11 protein-coding genes and 1 pseudogene are annotated in these 15,114 nt (G+C 67.3%); 5 read left to right on the top strand and 7 right to left on the bottom strand.

The annotated features are described in order from the left end of the window. Positions 1 to 76 precede the first annotated feature (76 nt). A pseudogene (locus QO058_RS22615) lies at positions 77 to 211 on the top strand (LysR family transcriptional regulator); the annotation flags it as partial. Here the strand turns inward: QO058_RS22615 and QO058_RS22610 are convergent. The 4 genes from QO058_RS22610 to QO058_RS22595 all read right to left on the bottom strand — a co-directional run bounded on the left by QO058_RS22610 (position 212) and on the right by QO058_RS22595 (position 6,442). Further along, positions 212 to 2,416 carry an FAD-dependent oxidoreductase gene (locus tag QO058_RS22610; protein ID WP_284168471.1) on the bottom strand — a complete coding sequence of 735 codons (2,205 nt, stop codon included), beginning with the start codon at positions 2,414 to 2,416 and terminating at the stop codon, positions 212 to 214. It lies immediately after the preceding pseudogene. Positions 2,417 to 2,583: 167 nt separating this feature from the next. Then, positions 2,584 to 3,792 (bottom strand): acetyl-CoA C-acetyltransferase, encoded by a 1,209-nt coding sequence (locus QO058_RS22605; RefSeq protein ID WP_284168470.1) that lies wholly within the window; start codon positions 3,790 to 3,792, stop codon positions 2,584 to 2,586. Positions 3,793 to 3,925: 133 nt separating this feature from the next. Further along, on the bottom strand, positions 3,926 to 5,722 hold the full coding sequence (locus QO058_RS22600; protein WP_284168469.1) for an acyl-CoA dehydrogenase C-terminal domain-containing protein: 1,797 nt from the start codon (positions 5,720 to 5,722) through the stop codon (positions 3,926 to 3,928). 261 nt (positions 5,723 to 5,983) lie between these two features. Further along, a complete protein-coding gene (locus QO058_RS22595) occupies positions 5,984 to 6,442 on the bottom strand; it encodes a MerR family transcriptional regulator (RefSeq protein ID WP_284168468.1) in 459 nt (152 codons plus the stop codon). Positions 6,443 to 6,810: 368 nt separating this feature from the next. Between QO058_RS22595 and QO058_RS22590 the strand changes: the two genes are divergently transcribed. The 4 genes from QO058_RS22590 (at position 6,811) to QO058_RS22575 (ending at position 12,156) form a co-directional block, all read left to right on the top strand. Further along, positions 6,811 to 8,982 carry a coiled-coil domain-containing protein gene (locus tag QO058_RS22590; RefSeq protein WP_284168467.1) on the top strand — a complete coding sequence of 724 codons (2,172 nt, stop codon included), beginning with the start codon at positions 6,811 to 6,813 and terminating at the stop codon, positions 8,980 to 8,982. Continuing rightward, on the top strand, positions 8,867 to 10,210 hold the full coding sequence (locus tag QO058_RS22585; protein WP_284168466.1) for a hypothetical protein: 1,344 nt from the start codon (positions 8,867 to 8,869) through the stop codon (positions 10,208 to 10,210). The genes QO058_RS22590 and QO058_RS22585 overlap by 116 nt, the downstream gene beginning before the upstream one ends. Before the next feature lie 246 nt (positions 10,211 to 10,456). Then, a complete protein-coding gene (locus tag QO058_RS22580; protein WP_284168465.1) occupies positions 10,457 to 11,389 on the top strand; it encodes a sulfite exporter TauE/SafE family protein in 933 nt (310 codons plus the stop codon). Beyond that, the gene (locus QO058_RS22575; RefSeq protein ID WP_284168464.1) at positions 11,386 to 12,156 is read left to right on the top strand and encodes a TIGR02186 family protein; all 771 of its coding nucleotides are present in this window, start codon (positions 11,386 to 11,388) and stop codon (positions 12,154 to 12,156) included. Before QO058_RS22580 ends, QO058_RS22575 begins: the two co-directional genes overlap by 4 nt. 4 nt (positions 12,157 to 12,160) lie before the next feature. On the opposite strand, the gene QO058_RS22570 is transcribed toward QO058_RS22575, so the two are convergent. From QO058_RS22570 to QO058_RS22560, 3 genes are all read right to left on the bottom strand, one after another. Beyond that, positions 12,161 to 13,414, bottom strand: a complete 1,254-nt coding sequence (locus QO058_RS22570; protein WP_284168463.1) for a molybdopterin molybdotransferase MoeA — start codon at positions 13,412 to 13,414, stop codon at positions 12,161 to 12,163. Positions 13,415 to 13,416: 2 nt separating this feature from the next. Beyond that, positions 13,417 to 13,947, bottom strand: a complete 531-nt coding sequence (gene mobB / locus QO058_RS22565) for a molybdopterin-guanine dinucleotide biosynthesis protein B (protein WP_284168462.1) — start codon at positions 13,945 to 13,947, stop codon at positions 13,417 to 13,419. Positions 13,948 to 14,040: 93 nt separating this feature from the next. After that, positions 14,041 to 15,045: a formate dehydrogenase subunit gamma gene (locus QO058_RS22560; protein WP_284168461.1), complete on the bottom strand. Its 1,005-nt coding sequence runs from the start codon at positions 15,043 to 15,045 to the stop codon at positions 14,041 to 14,043. Positions 15,046 to 15,114: the final 69 nt, after the last annotated feature.

The following is a 15,114-nucleotide window of genomic DNA, read 5'->3' as shown; positions in this document are numbered from 1 at the left end:
GTCATTGCGACCACAGCGTAGCGATCCAGATGGATGCGCTCCACGCTCCCCAGGTTGTTACTGCGCATCCGGCAGCGAGGTGATGCCGGACTACAGGGCCGAGCCGATGCCGGTCGCCCTGCTCTATCCGCACCGGCAGCATCTCTCGCGCCGCTTCAAGGCCTTCGCCGACTGGCTGGAGCCGCTCCTGAAGGAGCGGCTCTTCGCCTGATCAGGCCGCGGCCTTCTTCTCGGCGCTGCCGTAGAAGCTCTCGCCGGTCTTGGCCATGCGCTTCAGCAGCCGGTTCGGCTTGAAGCGCTCGCCATGCTTCTTGGCCAAGCTCTCGCAGAGCTTCACGAAGGCCGCCGCGCCCATATTGTCGATGTAGCTCAACGTGCCGCCCGAATAGGGCGCGAAGCCGAAGCCGATGATCGAGCCGACATCGGCCTCGCGCGGATCGGTGACGACGCCTTCCTCATAGGTCCTGGCCGCTTCCAGCGCCTGCGTGACGAGCAGGCGGTGCTTCAGCTCTTCCATGTCGACCAGCTCGGGCTCGAGCCGGTTCTTGGTGAGCTCGGCGAGGCCGGGCCAGAGCCGCTTCGGACCCGCTTCCGGATAATCGTAGAAGCCCTTCCTGTTCTTGCGGCCGAGGCGGCCATGCTTCTCGACCATCTCGGCCAGCAGCTTCTCCTGCGCCGGATCGACTGCGCCTTCGCCGAGCTGCGCCTTGGTCGCCTTCAGCACCTTGTAGGCGAGATCGACCGCGACCTCGTCATTGAGCGAGAGCGGTCCGACCGGCATGCCGGCCTGCTTGCCGGCGGCCTCGATCATCGCCGGCGGCACACCTTCCATCAGCATGAGGTGGCCCTCGCGGATGTAATTGCCGACGCAGCGATTGGCATAGAAGCCGCGGGTGTCGTTGACGACGATCGGCGTCTTCTTGATGGCGCGGACGAAGTCGAGCGCCATGGCGAGCGCCTTCTTGCCGGTCTTCTTGGCCATGATGATCTCGACCAGCAGCATCTTCTCGACCGGCGAGAAGAAGTGGATGCCGATGAAGTTCTTCGGACGCTCGCTGTGCTCGGCGAGGCCGGTGATCGGCAGCGTCGAGGTGTTGGAGCCGAAGATCGTCTTGGGGCCGACCACGGCCTCGACCTTGGCGATGACCTCGGCCTTGACCTTGGGGTCCTCGAACACAGCCTCGACGATCAGGTCGCAGCCCTTGAGATCGGCATAGTCGGCCGAGGCCTTGATGCGGCCGAGCAATGCGTCGCGATCGGCGGTCTTGGCGCGGCCCTTGGTGATCTGGTCGGTAATCAGCTTGTGCGAATAGGCCTTGCCCTTCTCGGCCGCCTCGAGATCGCGATCGACGAGGACGACCTCGATGCCGGCATTGGCGGTGACATAGGCGATGCCGGCGCCCATGAAGCCGGCGCCGATGACGCCGACCTTCTTCAGCTTCGAAACTGGAATATCGGCCGGGCGGCGGGCGCCCTTGTTCAACTCCTGCATCGAGACGAAGAGCGAGCGGATCATCGAGGCCGCCTCCTTCGTCCGCAGGATCTTGGCGAAGTAGCGGCTCTCGACCTTGAGGGCGAGATCGATCGGCAGCTGCAGGCCCTCATAAACCGCGCTCAGAATGGCGCGGGCGGCCGGGTAGTTGTCGTTGGTCTCGCGGCGATAGATCGCGCTGGCCGGCGGCCAGATCTGCATGCCGGCCGGCGAATGCACCTTGTTGGACGGCAGCTTGAACTTCGGATCGTCCCAGAGCGCTTTGGCCTGCGGATTGGCTTTCAGCCATTCCTTGGCGGCGGCGACGATCTGGTCACGCGGCACGACGGCGTGGACGAGGCCGGAATTGCGGGCCGGCAGCGCCTTGATCTGCTCGCCCTTAAACATCATCTGCAGTGCGTCGCCGGTCTGCATCAGGCGCGAGACGCGCTGGGTGCCGCCGGCGCCCGGGAACAGCCCGACCTTGATCTCGGGCAGGCCGACGCGGGTCGAGGCATCGTCCGAGACGACACGCAGCTGGCAGGAGAGCGCGAGCTCGAAGGCGCCGCCGAGGCAGACGCCATGGATCGCCGCCGCGAACGGCTTCCCGCAGGTTTCGAGCTTGCGATAGAGTTGGCTGAGCTTGCGGCTCTCGTCGAAGAAGCGCTGCATCGCGACCTGCTCGCCCTGCTCCTTGGCGAGCTTGACGTAGAGGTCGCGCAGGCCCTGCAGCATGGTGAGGTCGGCGCCGCCGGAGAACGCTTCCTTGCCGGAGACGATGACGCAGCCCTTGATGGCTTCGTCGCCCGCAACCTTGTCGACGACCTGGTCGAGTTCCGCCATCACCTGCGGGGTGATGACGTTCATCGAGCGCTCGGGCATGTCCCAGGTCAGGGTGGCGATGCCGTCGGCGTCGGTCTCGAAGCGGAAATTGACGAGGTTCATGGACGATCCCTCCGGGGAGCCTCCGTGCCGGAGGCGTTGTCAGGTAAGGCGCTTCCCCTCCCCCTTGTGGGGAGGGGAGAGGGGTGGGGGCGTCCCGCTTGGTGATCGCTCACCCGGTCGTTCGCCCCCATCCCCGGCCCTTCCCCACAAGGGGAAGGGAGGGAGGTTCAAACCCGCTCGATGATGGTGGCGACGCCCATGCCGACGGCGACGCAGAGGGTCACCAGCGCGACCTGCTTGTCGGTGCGCTCGAGCTCGTCGAGCACGGTGCCCAGGATCATCGCGCCGGTGGCGCCGAGCGGATGGCCCATGGCGATGGCGCCGCCATTGACGTTGAGCACGGCGTCGTCGATGTCGAAGGCCTGCTGGTAGCGCAGCACGACCGAGGAGAAGGCCTCGTTCAGCTCGAACAAATCGATGTCCTTGACGCTCATCCCGGCCTTTTTCAGCACCAGCTCGGTGACGTCGACCGGGCCGGTCAGCATCAGCGCGAGATCGGAGCCGGTGGTGGCGAAGGCGCGGATGCGGGCGCGGGGCTTCAGGCCCGCGGCCTTGCCGGCCTTCTTCGAGCCGACGAGCACAGCCGCAGCGCCGTCGACGATGCCGGAGGAATTGCCGGCATGGTGGACGTGGTTGACGAACTCGACATCGGGATGTGCCGCCGTCGCGACCGCATCGAAGCCGCCCATCTCGCCCATCTGGACGAAGGAGGCCTTGAGCGAGGCCAGCGCCTGCATGTCGGTGTTCGGGCGGATGGTCTCGTCGCGGTCGAGCAGGATCAAGCCGTTGACGTCGGTGACCGGGATCACCGAGTTCTTGAAGTGGCCGGCCTGCCAGGCGGCCGCGGCGCGCTTGTGCGAGCGCACGGCATAGGCGTCGACATCGTCGCGCGAGAAGCCGTATTTCGTCGCGATCAGGTCGGCCGAGACGCCCTGCGGCATGAAATAGGTGTCGATCGCGACTGACGGATCGACCGCGATGCCGAAGCCCGAGGCGCCCATGCCGATGCGGGACATGCTCTCGACGCCGCCGCCGATCGCCATCTCCTTCTGGCCGGACATGACCTGCGCTGCCGCGAGGTTGACCGCGTCGAGACCCGAAGCGCAGAAGCGGTTGATCTGCACGCCCGGCACTTCCTTGCCGTAGCCGGCCTTGAGCGCGACGGTGCGGGCGATGTCGGCACCAGCCTCGCCGACAGGATCGACGCAGCCGAAGACGACATCCTCGACCAGCTTGGTGTCGAGGCTGTTGCGCTCCTTGATGGCGCGCAGGGTCTGCGTGCCCAATTCGATCGCGGTGACTTCGTGGAGCGAACCGTCCGCCTTACCCTTGCCGCGCGGCGTCCGGACGTGATCGTAGATGAAGGCTTCAGCCATCAAGGCCTCCCGGGCTGGCCGCGATTGCGGCTCGTTTCGGTCCCCGCCGTCATGGTCGGGCTTGACCCGACCATTTCACGATGAGGCAATTCTGCAAGATGCCCGGGCCTGGGCCCGGGCATGACATTCACGTTCAGAACTGCTCGGCGTTCAGCGCCATGGTCGAATCCGCTCCCGTGGTGATCCGCGCCAGATGGGCGGCGGTCTCGGGCAGCGAACGCTCCATGAAGAAGCGGGCGGTGACGAGCTTGGCGTTCATGCGCTCGGCCTGGCCATTGGCGCCGGCCTTGAGCTTGTCCTGCGCGACCTTGGCCATCTTCGCCCACATGTAGCCGAGCGAGACCAGGCCGAGCAGGTGCATGTAGTCATGCGCGCCGGCGCCGGCATTGTCCGGTTTGGCGAGCGCGTTCTGCATGAACCACATCGTCGCCTGCTGGAGATGGCCGAGCGAGGCGGCGAGCGAAACCAGGAGCGGCTTCAGCGCCTCGTCGGCCTCGTTCTCCTTCACGAAGGCGCCGACCTCGTTGAAGAAGGCCATGATGGCGCGCCCGCCGTCGCGGCCGAGCTTGCGGCCGACCAGGTCCATGGCCTGCACGCCGTTGGCGCCCTCGTAGATCATGGCGATGCGGGCATCGCGGACGAACTGCTCCATGCCCCATTCGGCGATATAGCCATGGCCGCCATACATCTGCTGGGCTTTCACCGCGTTGTCGAAGCCGACATCGGTGAGGACGCCCTTGAGCACCGGCGTCATCAGGCCGAGCTGATCGTCGGCGGCCTGGCGCTCGGCGGCGTCGGTCGAGCGGTGGGCGACATCCGACTTGATCGCGTTCCAGAGCACGAAGGCACGCGCCGCCTCGTTGAAGGCCTTGATCGACATCAGCGTGCGGCGCACGTCAGGATGAACGATGATCGGGTCGGCGGCCTTGTCGGGGTTCTTGGCGCCGGTCAACGCGCGACCCTGCAGGCGGTCCTTGGCGTAGACGACGGCGTTCTGATAGGCGACCTCGGACTGGGCCAAGCCCTGGATCGCGACGCCGAGGCGGGCCTCGTTCATCATCACGAACATGGCGTTGAGGCCCTTGTTCTCGGTCCCGACCAGCCAGCCCCTGGCCCCGTCATAGTTCATGACGCAGGTCGAGTTGCCGTGGATGCCCATCTTGTGCTCGATCGAGCCGCAGGAGACATGGTTGTTCGCGCCGACCGAGCCGTCGGCGCCGACCTCGTTGCGCGGCACGACGAAGAGCGAGATGCCCTTGACGCCGGCAGGCGCGCCCTCGATGCGGGCGAGCACGAGGTGGACGATATTCTCGGTGATGTCCTGCTCGCCGGCCGAGATGAAGATCTTGGTGCCGGTGATCGCATAGGTGCCGTCGCCATTCGGGACGGCCTTGGTCTTGATCAGGCCGAGATCGGTGCCGCAATGCGGCTCGGTCAGGTTCATCGTGCCCGACCAGGTGCCTTCGGCCATCTTCGGCAGATAGGTGCGCTTCACCTCGTCCGAGCCGTGGACATAGAGCGCGGCCATCGCGCCCATGGTCAGGCCGGGATACATCGAGAAGGCCATGTTCGCCGACGAGGAGAACTCGTTCATGATGGCGCCGAGCGTATAAGGCAGGCCCTGGCCGCCATATTCGGGGTCCATGGCGAGCCCGACCCAGCCACCGGCAGCATAGGCCTCATAGGCCTGTTTGAAGCCCTTCGGCGTGGTTACAGAGCCGTCGTCGTTGCGCTTGCAGCCTTCCTTGTCGCCGGAATGGTTGAGCGGCTGCAGCACTTCCTCGCAGAGCTTGGCGCCCTCGCCGAGCACCGCCTCGACCAGATCGGGCGTCGCCTCGGCAAAGCCCGGCAGGTTGTTGTAGCGCTCGAACTGGAAGACGTCGTTGAGCAGGAACAGCGTGTCTTCGACGGGTGCCTTGTAAACCGGCATCGCATCCCTCCCTGGCGTTTTGACAACGATCTTGGACGAAGCTTGCCGGCTCGATATGACAGCGGCGCCTCGGAATAGTTCATATATAAACTATCCGGCCGCGACTTGCCAAGGGGCCGCGCTCATTTTTTCGTCCGGACAGCGCTGCCCAAGGAGATTGGCGCGCGCGGCGACAGGGGTGCAAACGAAAAATGCCCCGAACCGGCGAGGTTCAGGGCATCATGATCTCAGCGGGATGGGTCGGCGGGCGACCTGGCCGTGTCAGGCGTCGAGGCGCGCGAGAGTCGTCTCGAGCTCGGCGATGGCGGCCTCGATCTCGACGCGCTGGCTGCGCAGCAATTCGAGCTGCTCGGCGATCTGGCTGCGGCTGAGCTGCAGGCCACCGACCGAGGCGGACGGCTCCTTGCCCTTGATGTCCTTGCCTTCCTCATTGGCGAGCATGGCGCGGATCTCGACCAGGGTGAAGCCGAGCTGCTTGCCCTTCAGAATGAGCGTGAGGCGGGCGCGGTCGCGGCCGGAATAGATCCGGGTCAGGCCCGAGCGGGCCGGCGCGAGCAGGCCGCGCGATTCATAGAAGCGCAATGTGCGCAGGGTCACGCCGAACTCGCGGGCGAGGTCGCTAATGGTGAAACCACCGGCGTCGGTGTCGTTCGTCGTCTGAGAGGCGGAGCGGCCGTCGTGACTCGGTGTGGCCGCCAGAGCTGAGCCTTGGCGCGGCATTTCTGATCCTTGGAGGTTGTGAGGCGAAGCGGCCTGACCCATCGGAAGGCGCTCCTGCGTTGCCGGCAATGTAGGGGCAGCGGCTCCCTTACGTCACGTTATTCGTCTCCGGTTGGGGGTAAGTTACGGTTATGCCCCGTCTATATCCAGCCCCGGACGGGCTGTCCCGGCACATGTTTGGACAAAATTAACGTCCGTCCCCCCGATCTTAACGCTCTGTTTACCGTGAGTGCGAAAAGTCGGTGCCGCGATCTCCAGAGTTTTCCGCATCAACTTGATGTTCATGAATGCCGAGATCGCAGGGGCGCCGCCGTATGAGGGGGCAGCGCGCCTGCTTGTTAAAGACCGGCCCTCGAGGCGAAGGTGACATGGCGACCAGCCTGCCCTGGAGCGTCAAAGGCGTCGACCCGCGCACGCGCGATGCGGCGAAGGCTGCCGCGCGCCGGGCCGGGATGACGCTCGGCGAATGGCTCGACAACAAGATCCGCGAAGAGGCTGGTGAACCCGAATCCGTCGCAAACGAGACGGAAGATCAGGACATCGTCATGTTGTCGGAGCGCCTCGCACGCCTCTCCCAGGGCGGGATGCAGACGGCCGCCGCGCCGCAGGCAGTTGCGGCAAGGCCAGATATCGCGCGCGATCGCATGGACGCGTTCATTACCCAGGCCGCGATGGCGGAGCGTCTGACACGCGACAGCAATGCCAGGACGGCAAGCGCCCTCGACTCGATCGCCAAGTGGATGGAGCGCACCGAGAGCCGCTTGTCGCAAGGCGAGCGCGCCACGGTGGAGCGGCAGGAACGCACCACCTCCGTGATCGCCGATTCGATCAAGACGATGAGCGAGCGCCTCGTCGAGATGGAGCGCCGGGCCGAGGAGACGAGCCGCCGGCCGGTCGCGCAGCCCGTGCGTTCCGTACTGAGCCGCGACGGCCTGGCGGCCGCCGTTTCCGATATCCGTTCACGCCAGCGTTCCCTCGATGGCGAAGCGCGCGCTTCCGCCTTCGAGCGCCCTGCCCCAGCGCCATCGCTGGCAAGCCTGCGCGACGACCTGCGCCAGTTCAGTGATCGGATCGCCCCGGCAGCGCAGCCCGCGCCGCGCGCCGAGGAGCCTCGCAGCAGCTACCGGCCGCTGGAGCGCGCGATCGCCGAGCTCGGCGGCCGGCTCGATCGCTTCGACGGACGTGAACGGCTCGATCCGCTCCTCAAGCCTTTGGCGCGGATCGAATCCGAAATCGGCCGGCTGGCCGAGGCGCGCTCCAACGAGAGCTACAACCGCTTCGAGCTGGAGATCGCCCATCTCGCCGCCAAGGTCGATGCGCTCGCCACGCGCGGTAGCGACCACCAGACGGTGGCGCCGATCCTGCGCGAGATCGCCGAACTTCGCGACGTCGTCTCGGCGACCGACGGGCGGCGGCTCGACGATCTCTCGCTGCAGCTCAGCGCTCTGACCTCGGACGTCGGCCGCCTGCGCGACGACACCCGCGACCTGCACGGCCTGTCGCTGGCGATCGAGGATGTCCGCGAAACCTTGCACGCCGACCGCCTGCGCGAGCGGGCCGGCGACAGCGGGCCGCTACTGGCCTTGTCGCGCCAGGTCGAAGCGCTCGCCCAGAAGGTCGAATCCCTGCCGTCGATGCAGACCTCCGTCATCGATGGCCAGGTCGATCAGCTGATTGCCCGCCTCGGCGAGCTCGACGCCAGCGGACGCCCGGTCTCCAATAAACTGGCCGAGCGCATCGAAGCCCTGGTGATCAAGCTCGAACACCTCGCCGACAGGCCCCCGAGCCGGCTCGATGATCGGATCGAGGCACTGACCAGCCGCGTCGAGCAACTCGCGGCCTCGAGCACCCTCGCCCATATGGTCGACGATGGCGGAACCCCGCTGGCGCGGGTCGACATGCGGCCGGTCGAGGAGATGCTGCGCGGCCTTGCGACCAAGATCGACGAGGCTGGCCGGCCGGGCGCCGGTTCGGATTCCTTCGACGCGCTGGAACAGCAGATCGCGGGCCTGACGCGGCGGCTCGACGAGCAGGCGGCGACACGTACGGCCGAAAACGGCATCGAGCGGACGCTGCAGGATCTCGTCGTTCATCTGCAGAGCATGCGCGAGGACACAGCCGTCACCGCCGAGCGCGCTGCACGCGCCGCCATGGCCGATCTGGCGCCGTCACGCGGCGCGAGCCTGTCCGAGCTCAGCGACCTCATGACTGGCCTGCGCGAGACCAATGTCTCGGCCGGACGCGAGACGCAGGATGCCATCGGTGCCGTGCACCGGACGCTGGAAACCATTATCGGGCGCCTCGGCGACCTTGAAGCCGAGCTCGGCGTCGATCGCGGGCGGCGCGGCAGTGCGCCGGCACCGAGGGCTCAGGTCCCCACTGAGGCCGAAGACGCCAGGGCCCCCCGCCCTCACCGCTCCGATGATGGCCGAGCGCTTCGCCGCCGAGCCGCGGCTACCGCGCACGAGCGGGCTCGACCTGCCGCTGGAGCCGGGCTCCGGCCGGCCGCGCCCCGATGCGCCCGCACCGCAGGGCAATGATCCGCAGGCCGTGCGCCAGAGCCTGATCGCCGCGGCACGGCGCTCGGCCAAGGCCGCCAGCGAGGCGGCCTCCGCCAATCCGGCCGCCATGGCCGAGGCGACCAAGCCCGGCAAGCCTGCCTCCGGCGGGCGCCTCAAGGACATCATGGAGAAGCGCCGGCGGCCGCTGCTGCTCAGCTTCGCCGCGCTTATCCTGGCGGTCGGCGCCGCGGGAACCTACCTGTCCCAGCAGGGCGCCAAGAAGCAGGTGGCGAACGAGAGCATCCAGACTGCCCCGTCCAAGGTCGCGCCCGCCGAGACGCCGGCGATCCAGCCGACGCCGCAGTCCGCCCCGATCGAGCCGGCGGCTCCGCCGGTGAAGGACCAAAATTCCGCCCTGCCGCCGCTGCAGCTCGGCACGACACCGGCACAGGCAGCCGCGTTGGCGCCTGTCCCGACCTTGCCGGCAGCGAGCCCAGAGACGCCGGCGGCCACGGTGCCTTCCCTGGTCGCCGCACTGCCCCTGCAGAGCCCGTCCGAGGCGACCGAGACCGTCACCGGCATCGGCGATCTGCCGGCAGCGCTCGGCAGCGCCGGCCTGCGCAAGGCGGCGCTTGCGGGCGATGCGCGCGCCGTCTACCAGCTCGCCGCCCAGGCGGCAGACGCACCGGCCAATCGTGACCCGAAACTGGCGCTGCGCCTGTTCGAACGCGCCGCCGTCGCCGGCCTCACGCCCGCCCAGTTCCGGCTCGGCAACATGTTCGAGAAGGGCATAGGCACCAATCGCGACCCGGCTCTCGCCAAGGTCTGGTATGGCCGCGCCGCCGAACGCGGCAACGCCAAGGCGATGCACAATCTCGCAGTGCTCTACGCCGAGGGCGCCGGCGGCAAGCCGGACTACGCCACGGCGACCGAATGGTTCCGCCGCGCCGCCGAGCACGGCGTGCGCGACAGCCAGTACAACCTCGCCATCCTGCTCGGCCGCGGTCTCGGCGCGCCGGCCGATCTCGGCCAGTCCTATCGTTGGTTCGCGATCGCCGCCGCCCAGGGCGACGAAGACGCCGGACGCAAGCGCGACGAGGTGGCCGGTCGGCTCTCCGCGAGCGATCTTGCCGCGGCCAAGGCGGCGACAGAGAGCTGGAAGCCGAAGCCGCTGGAGGCGAACGCCAACGAGGTGACGCCACCGGCAAAGGGCTGGGACGAGCAGCCGGTCGCCGCCAAGAAGCCGGCGAAGCCCGGCCGCGGCTGAACCCGCGGGCGCAGACCACCCGGCCTGCGCCCGAGAGCCGCTCAGAACTGAACAAATTGAAAAGGTTTCGGCTGTAGCGTCACGATCTCGACGCTACAACGCGCTTTCGTTCGACCGGCACCGGCCGAACGACAGGAATTCGCGCCGGCTCAGTGAGCCGGGCACGTTCTCGTCGCAAAAGTGGTGTCCACTTCTGCGGACCATGCCTTGGCGCAGGAGCGTCGCTGGCGGACGGGGTTTGGAAGAGTGCAGATCTATCTCCCGATCGCGGAACTGCCGATCAGCGTTTTCCTCGTCCTTGGCCTGAGCGGCGCGGTCGGCTTCATCTCGGGTCTGTTCGGCGTCGGCGGCGGCTTCCTGTTGACGCCATTGCTGATCTTCCTCGACATCCCGCCAGCGGTCGCTGTCGCGACCGTGGCGGCACAGGTCGCCGGCTCATCGATGACCGGCGTCTTAACCTACTGGCGGCGCAATGCGCTCGACTTCAAGCTCGGCGGCATCCTGGTCGCGGGCGGCCTGTTCGGCACGATCATGGGCGTGCTGTTCTTCAACTCGATGCGGCGCCTCGGCCAGCTCGAGCTGGTCATCACTTTGTCCTATGTCACGCTCTTCACCCTGATCGGCGGGCTGATGCTGTTCGACGCGGTGCGCGCTGCGATGCGCGACCGGGCCGGCAAGCCTGCCCGTCTGCGGCGCGAGGCCGGCTCGCATCCGCCCTGGATGGGCCTGCCGCTGCGGATGCGTTTCCCGCGCTCGCAGCTCTACGCCAGCGCGATCCCGATCGCGGGCCTCGCCGTCATCATCGGTTTCATCGGCGCCGTGCTCGGCGTCGGCGGCGGCTTCATGCTGGTCCCGGCGCTGATCTACTTCTTCCGGATTCCGCCGGCGGTGGTGGTCGGCACCTCGCTGTTCCAGATCCTGGTCACCATGTCCGGCGCGACGGTGCTGCACGCGGTCACCAACCAGTCGGTCGACATCATCCTCGCCATGCTACTGCTGGTCGGCGGCGTCATCGGCGCGCAGTTCGGCGGCCGGGCAGCGCGCAACCTCAATGTCTCGTCGTTCCGCCTGCTGCTGGCGCTGCTGATCCTCTCGGTCGGCCTGCGCTTTGGGGTCGAGCTCTTCCTGCCGCCGAACGAGCCCTACTCCGTGGTCGTGCCGGAAGGAGCGCAGCGATGAGACGCGCGGCGCTCGCACTGGCCGCAACCTGCCTTGCGGCGCTCGCTACCGTTCCGGCGAAGGCCGAGACGCTGATCGCGGCACTGTCGACCCACCGGATCGCGATCGCCTCCAATTTCACTGGAGACCAGCTCGCGGTGTTCGGCCTGGTCGAGCGCGACGGGCGCTCGGTGGCACGCGCCGACCCCTTCGACATCGTCGTCACGGTACGCGGCCCGCAGCGCATGCTGATCGTGCGTGAGAAGGAGCGTGTCGGTCCAATCTGGATCAACCGCAACCAGCGGCGCTTCCCGGACCGCTCGATCTATCTCTCCGTCGCAACCAACCGGCCGATCAAAGAGATCCTGTCGGAGGACGCGGCACGGCGCGACCGGATCGGTCTCGCCAACGCGCAGCGCTCGCAAACCGGCTTCGATTTCGACTTCGATATCGGCCGCTATCGTGACGCGCTGATCCGAACGCTCGAAGGCAAGCGGCTTTACTTGCTCGATGAGCGCGGCGTCACCTTCCTGTCGCCGGCCCTGTTCAGCTCGCAGATCAAGATCCCTGCGACAGCGCCGACCGGTCCTTATGAGGTCGAGGTGCTGCTCTATGCCGGCGGTTCGGTGCTGGCGCGCCAGACCACCAATTTCGAAGTGGTGAAGACCGGCGCGGAACAGAGCATGGCCTCGGCCGCGCATGAGCGGCCGTTTCTCTATGGCCTGGCGACCGCTGTCCTCGCGCTGCTATTCGGCTGGCTTGCGACCGTGATCTTCCGGCGCGATTGACGCTTCAGCCGGTCAACATCTCATAGGCGAGGAAGGGCGCGATCGTACCCTCAGTAACGCCCGTCAACTCATCGGCGAGCTCGACCAGCCCGTCGGTTTCGGTCAGCGAGGTCAGCACGCCGGCCCCGTCCCGCGGGTGCTTCTGCGCCACCGCGATGCCGTCGGCGCCCGGCACAAGCATGACCCGGACATATTCACGCCGCCCCGCCTTCTTCTTGTAGGGAAAGCCAAGCCTGACCGGCAGGCCGTGCAGCCGCACTGGCGTCGTACCCGACAGGAGTGCGATCACAGTGCGGGCGACGAAGGCGAAGGTGACGAAAACCGCGACCGGATTGCCCGGCAGGCCGATGAAGGGGGTCCCGGCGACGAGCCCCATCGCCACGGGTCGGCCGGGCTTGATCGCGACCCGCCAGAAGGCGAGCTCGCCGGCACGCTCCACCGCCGCCTTGACGTGATCCTCCTCGCCGGTCGAGACGCCGCCCGAGGTCAGGATCAGGTCGCAGCTTTCCGCCGCCTGACACAGTCGCGCGGCGAGGCTCTCCGGCTCGTCCCTGAGAATGCCGAGGTCGACGACCTCCGCCCCGGCGCGAGACACCATTGCACGCAACAGGCTGCGATTGGCATCGTAGATGCCGGCTGGCGGCAGGGCCGTGCCCGGCTCGTTGAGCTCGTCGCCGGTCGAGAAGATCGCAACACGGACACGGCGACGCACCGCGACCTCGGTCAGGCCAAGCGCAGCGAGCAGCGCCAGGTCCTGCGGGCGCAAGCGCCGCCCGGCGGCGAGCGCAAGACTGCCGCACCCGATATCCTCGCCAGCGGGGCGCGCATTGGCACCGCGCTTCAGCCCGGCCGGGAGAACGACCGCACTGTCCTCCAGCGCGACATCCTCCTGCATGAAAACGGTTTCGGCGCCGGCGGGCAGCGGCGCGCCGGTGAAGACCCGCACCGCTGTCCCCGCCGTCACGACGCCGGCAGCATCTGCGCCAGCAGCAACGCGACCGGCCAGCGGCAGCCTCGTCTCGCCGCCTGCCGTCAGGTCGGCGAAGCGGACCGCATAGCCGTCGACCGCCGAGTTGGCGAAGGGCGGCAGATCGACAGGCGCAGTCACATCCTGCGCCAGCACGCGCCCGTCGGCCGCCGCGAGCGGGACTGTCTCGGTGCCGGCCACCGCAGTGATGTGCTCAGCAGCAAGCTCGGCCGCCTGCTCGATGGTCAGCATCGGCCCGAAGGCGTCGGCATCCGCGCTGAGCTGCGCCATCGTCAAAGACCCTCTTTTGCCCGCGCCAGCACAGCATCGAGCGGCTGCGCCTGCGCGAAGAGACAATCGGCGATGGCGGGGACGTCGTCGAGCCCGATCACCGGCCGGCCGGCATCCGGAAAAGCGGTGTCGCTGGCGATCGCGAGGATGCTGGGGTCGCCCGGGTGCAGCGGCGGCTTACCGTTGGCTGCACGATAAACCTCGAGCTTGGCGTGCGGATCGCGCTTGAAGCCCTCGACGATGACGAGATCGACCGGAGAGAGCCGCGCCAGCAGCTCCGGCAGCGCAAGCTCGGGCTCGTCGCGCAATTCGTGCAGCAGCGCCCAGCGTTTGGCCGACGAGATCAGCACCTCGGAGGCGCCGGCCTGCCGATGAGCCCAGGAATCCTTGCCGGGCATGTCGAGGTCGAAGGCATGATGGGCATGCTTGATCGTCGAGACCATGACGCCCCGGCGGTTGAATTCCGGGATCAGCCTGATGAGAAGGGTCGTCTTGCCGGCCCCGCTCCAGCCCGCCAGTCCGATCACACGCATCGACAAGGACATCCTCAAAAGACAAAGCCGGGCGCAAGAAGCACCCGGCTGTCATCGTGCAAATGGGTTCAGCCGGTCAAGCGCGGCGAAAGTTCACTCGGCCGGCTGCAGCTTGCCGGGGTGGACGTGGCCCTTGCGCATCTCGTCGGCAACCCAGAGCGAATGGTGCTCCTTGGCCCAGTTCAGATCGACCTCGCCGGAGCCCATCGCATCGAAGGCGCCCTCCATGCCGATCGTGCCGATATAGATGTGGGCAAGGATTGCCGCCATCATCAGCACGCCGACGATACCGTGAACCACGTTCCAGAATTGCAGGTTGAGCACACCGCCAGCAGTCGCCGGGAAGAGCAGGTAAACACCCGAGACCCCGAGCGCCGCGCCGCCGAGCACCACCGTCCAGAACACGATCTTCTGGCCGCCATTGAAGCGCTTCGCTGGCGGGTGGGCGTTGCCGACGATGCCGCCGCCGGCCGCGAACCAGCGGACATCGATCATCGAAGGGATATTGTCCTTGATCCAGATCAGGAACATCAGGGCGATGCCGAGCATGAACGGCCAGGCGAGATAGTTGTGCGCCCATTTCGCGACGATCGAGATGTTGGTGAAGGCCTCCGGCCCGATCAGCGGGAGCAACAACGACTTGCCGAAGGTGACGTTGAGCCCGGACAGCGCCAGCACGATGAAGCAGGCGGCGGTCAGCCAATGGACGAAGCGCTCGAAGCCGTTGAAGCGCGTCAGCGTCTGTCCGGATGGGCCGCCCTCGATCCGGATGCGGCCGCGGAAGAGATAGAAGGCGACGAGCAGGATCAGCATGCCGAGTACGGCGACCGCGCCGATCTTGGTCATGGTGTTCTGATGGAAGACGCGCCATTCGCGCCCGGCCGGACGCTCAAGCGTCGCCGCCTTGGTGTCCGGGATCGTAATACGACCTTGCAGCTCGGCTGAGGGATTGCCCTTCAGCGCGTCGAGGAACTGCTTCTCCTTGACCGAGTCGGCGGTCGGATTGACCTGCTGGGCTGCGCCGGGCTGGGCAAGGCCGACCGCGACGGCCAGCAGCAGCGCCGTGACGAGGAAGCGGAGATGAGCGCGGAGCGACATTGCGGCATCCTTTGCGAAGGCGGTATCGGACCCGGGAGAGAACGCACCCGACCCTTTTCAGGCCGTGAT

The sequence above is a fragment of the Bosea vestrisii genome (genome assembly GCF_030144325.1).
Classification (GTDB): domain Bacteria; phylum Pseudomonadota; class Alphaproteobacteria; order Rhizobiales; family Beijerinckiaceae; genus Allobosea; species Allobosea vestrisii_A.
This window is presented reverse-complemented; position numbering and strand designations above follow the sequence as displayed.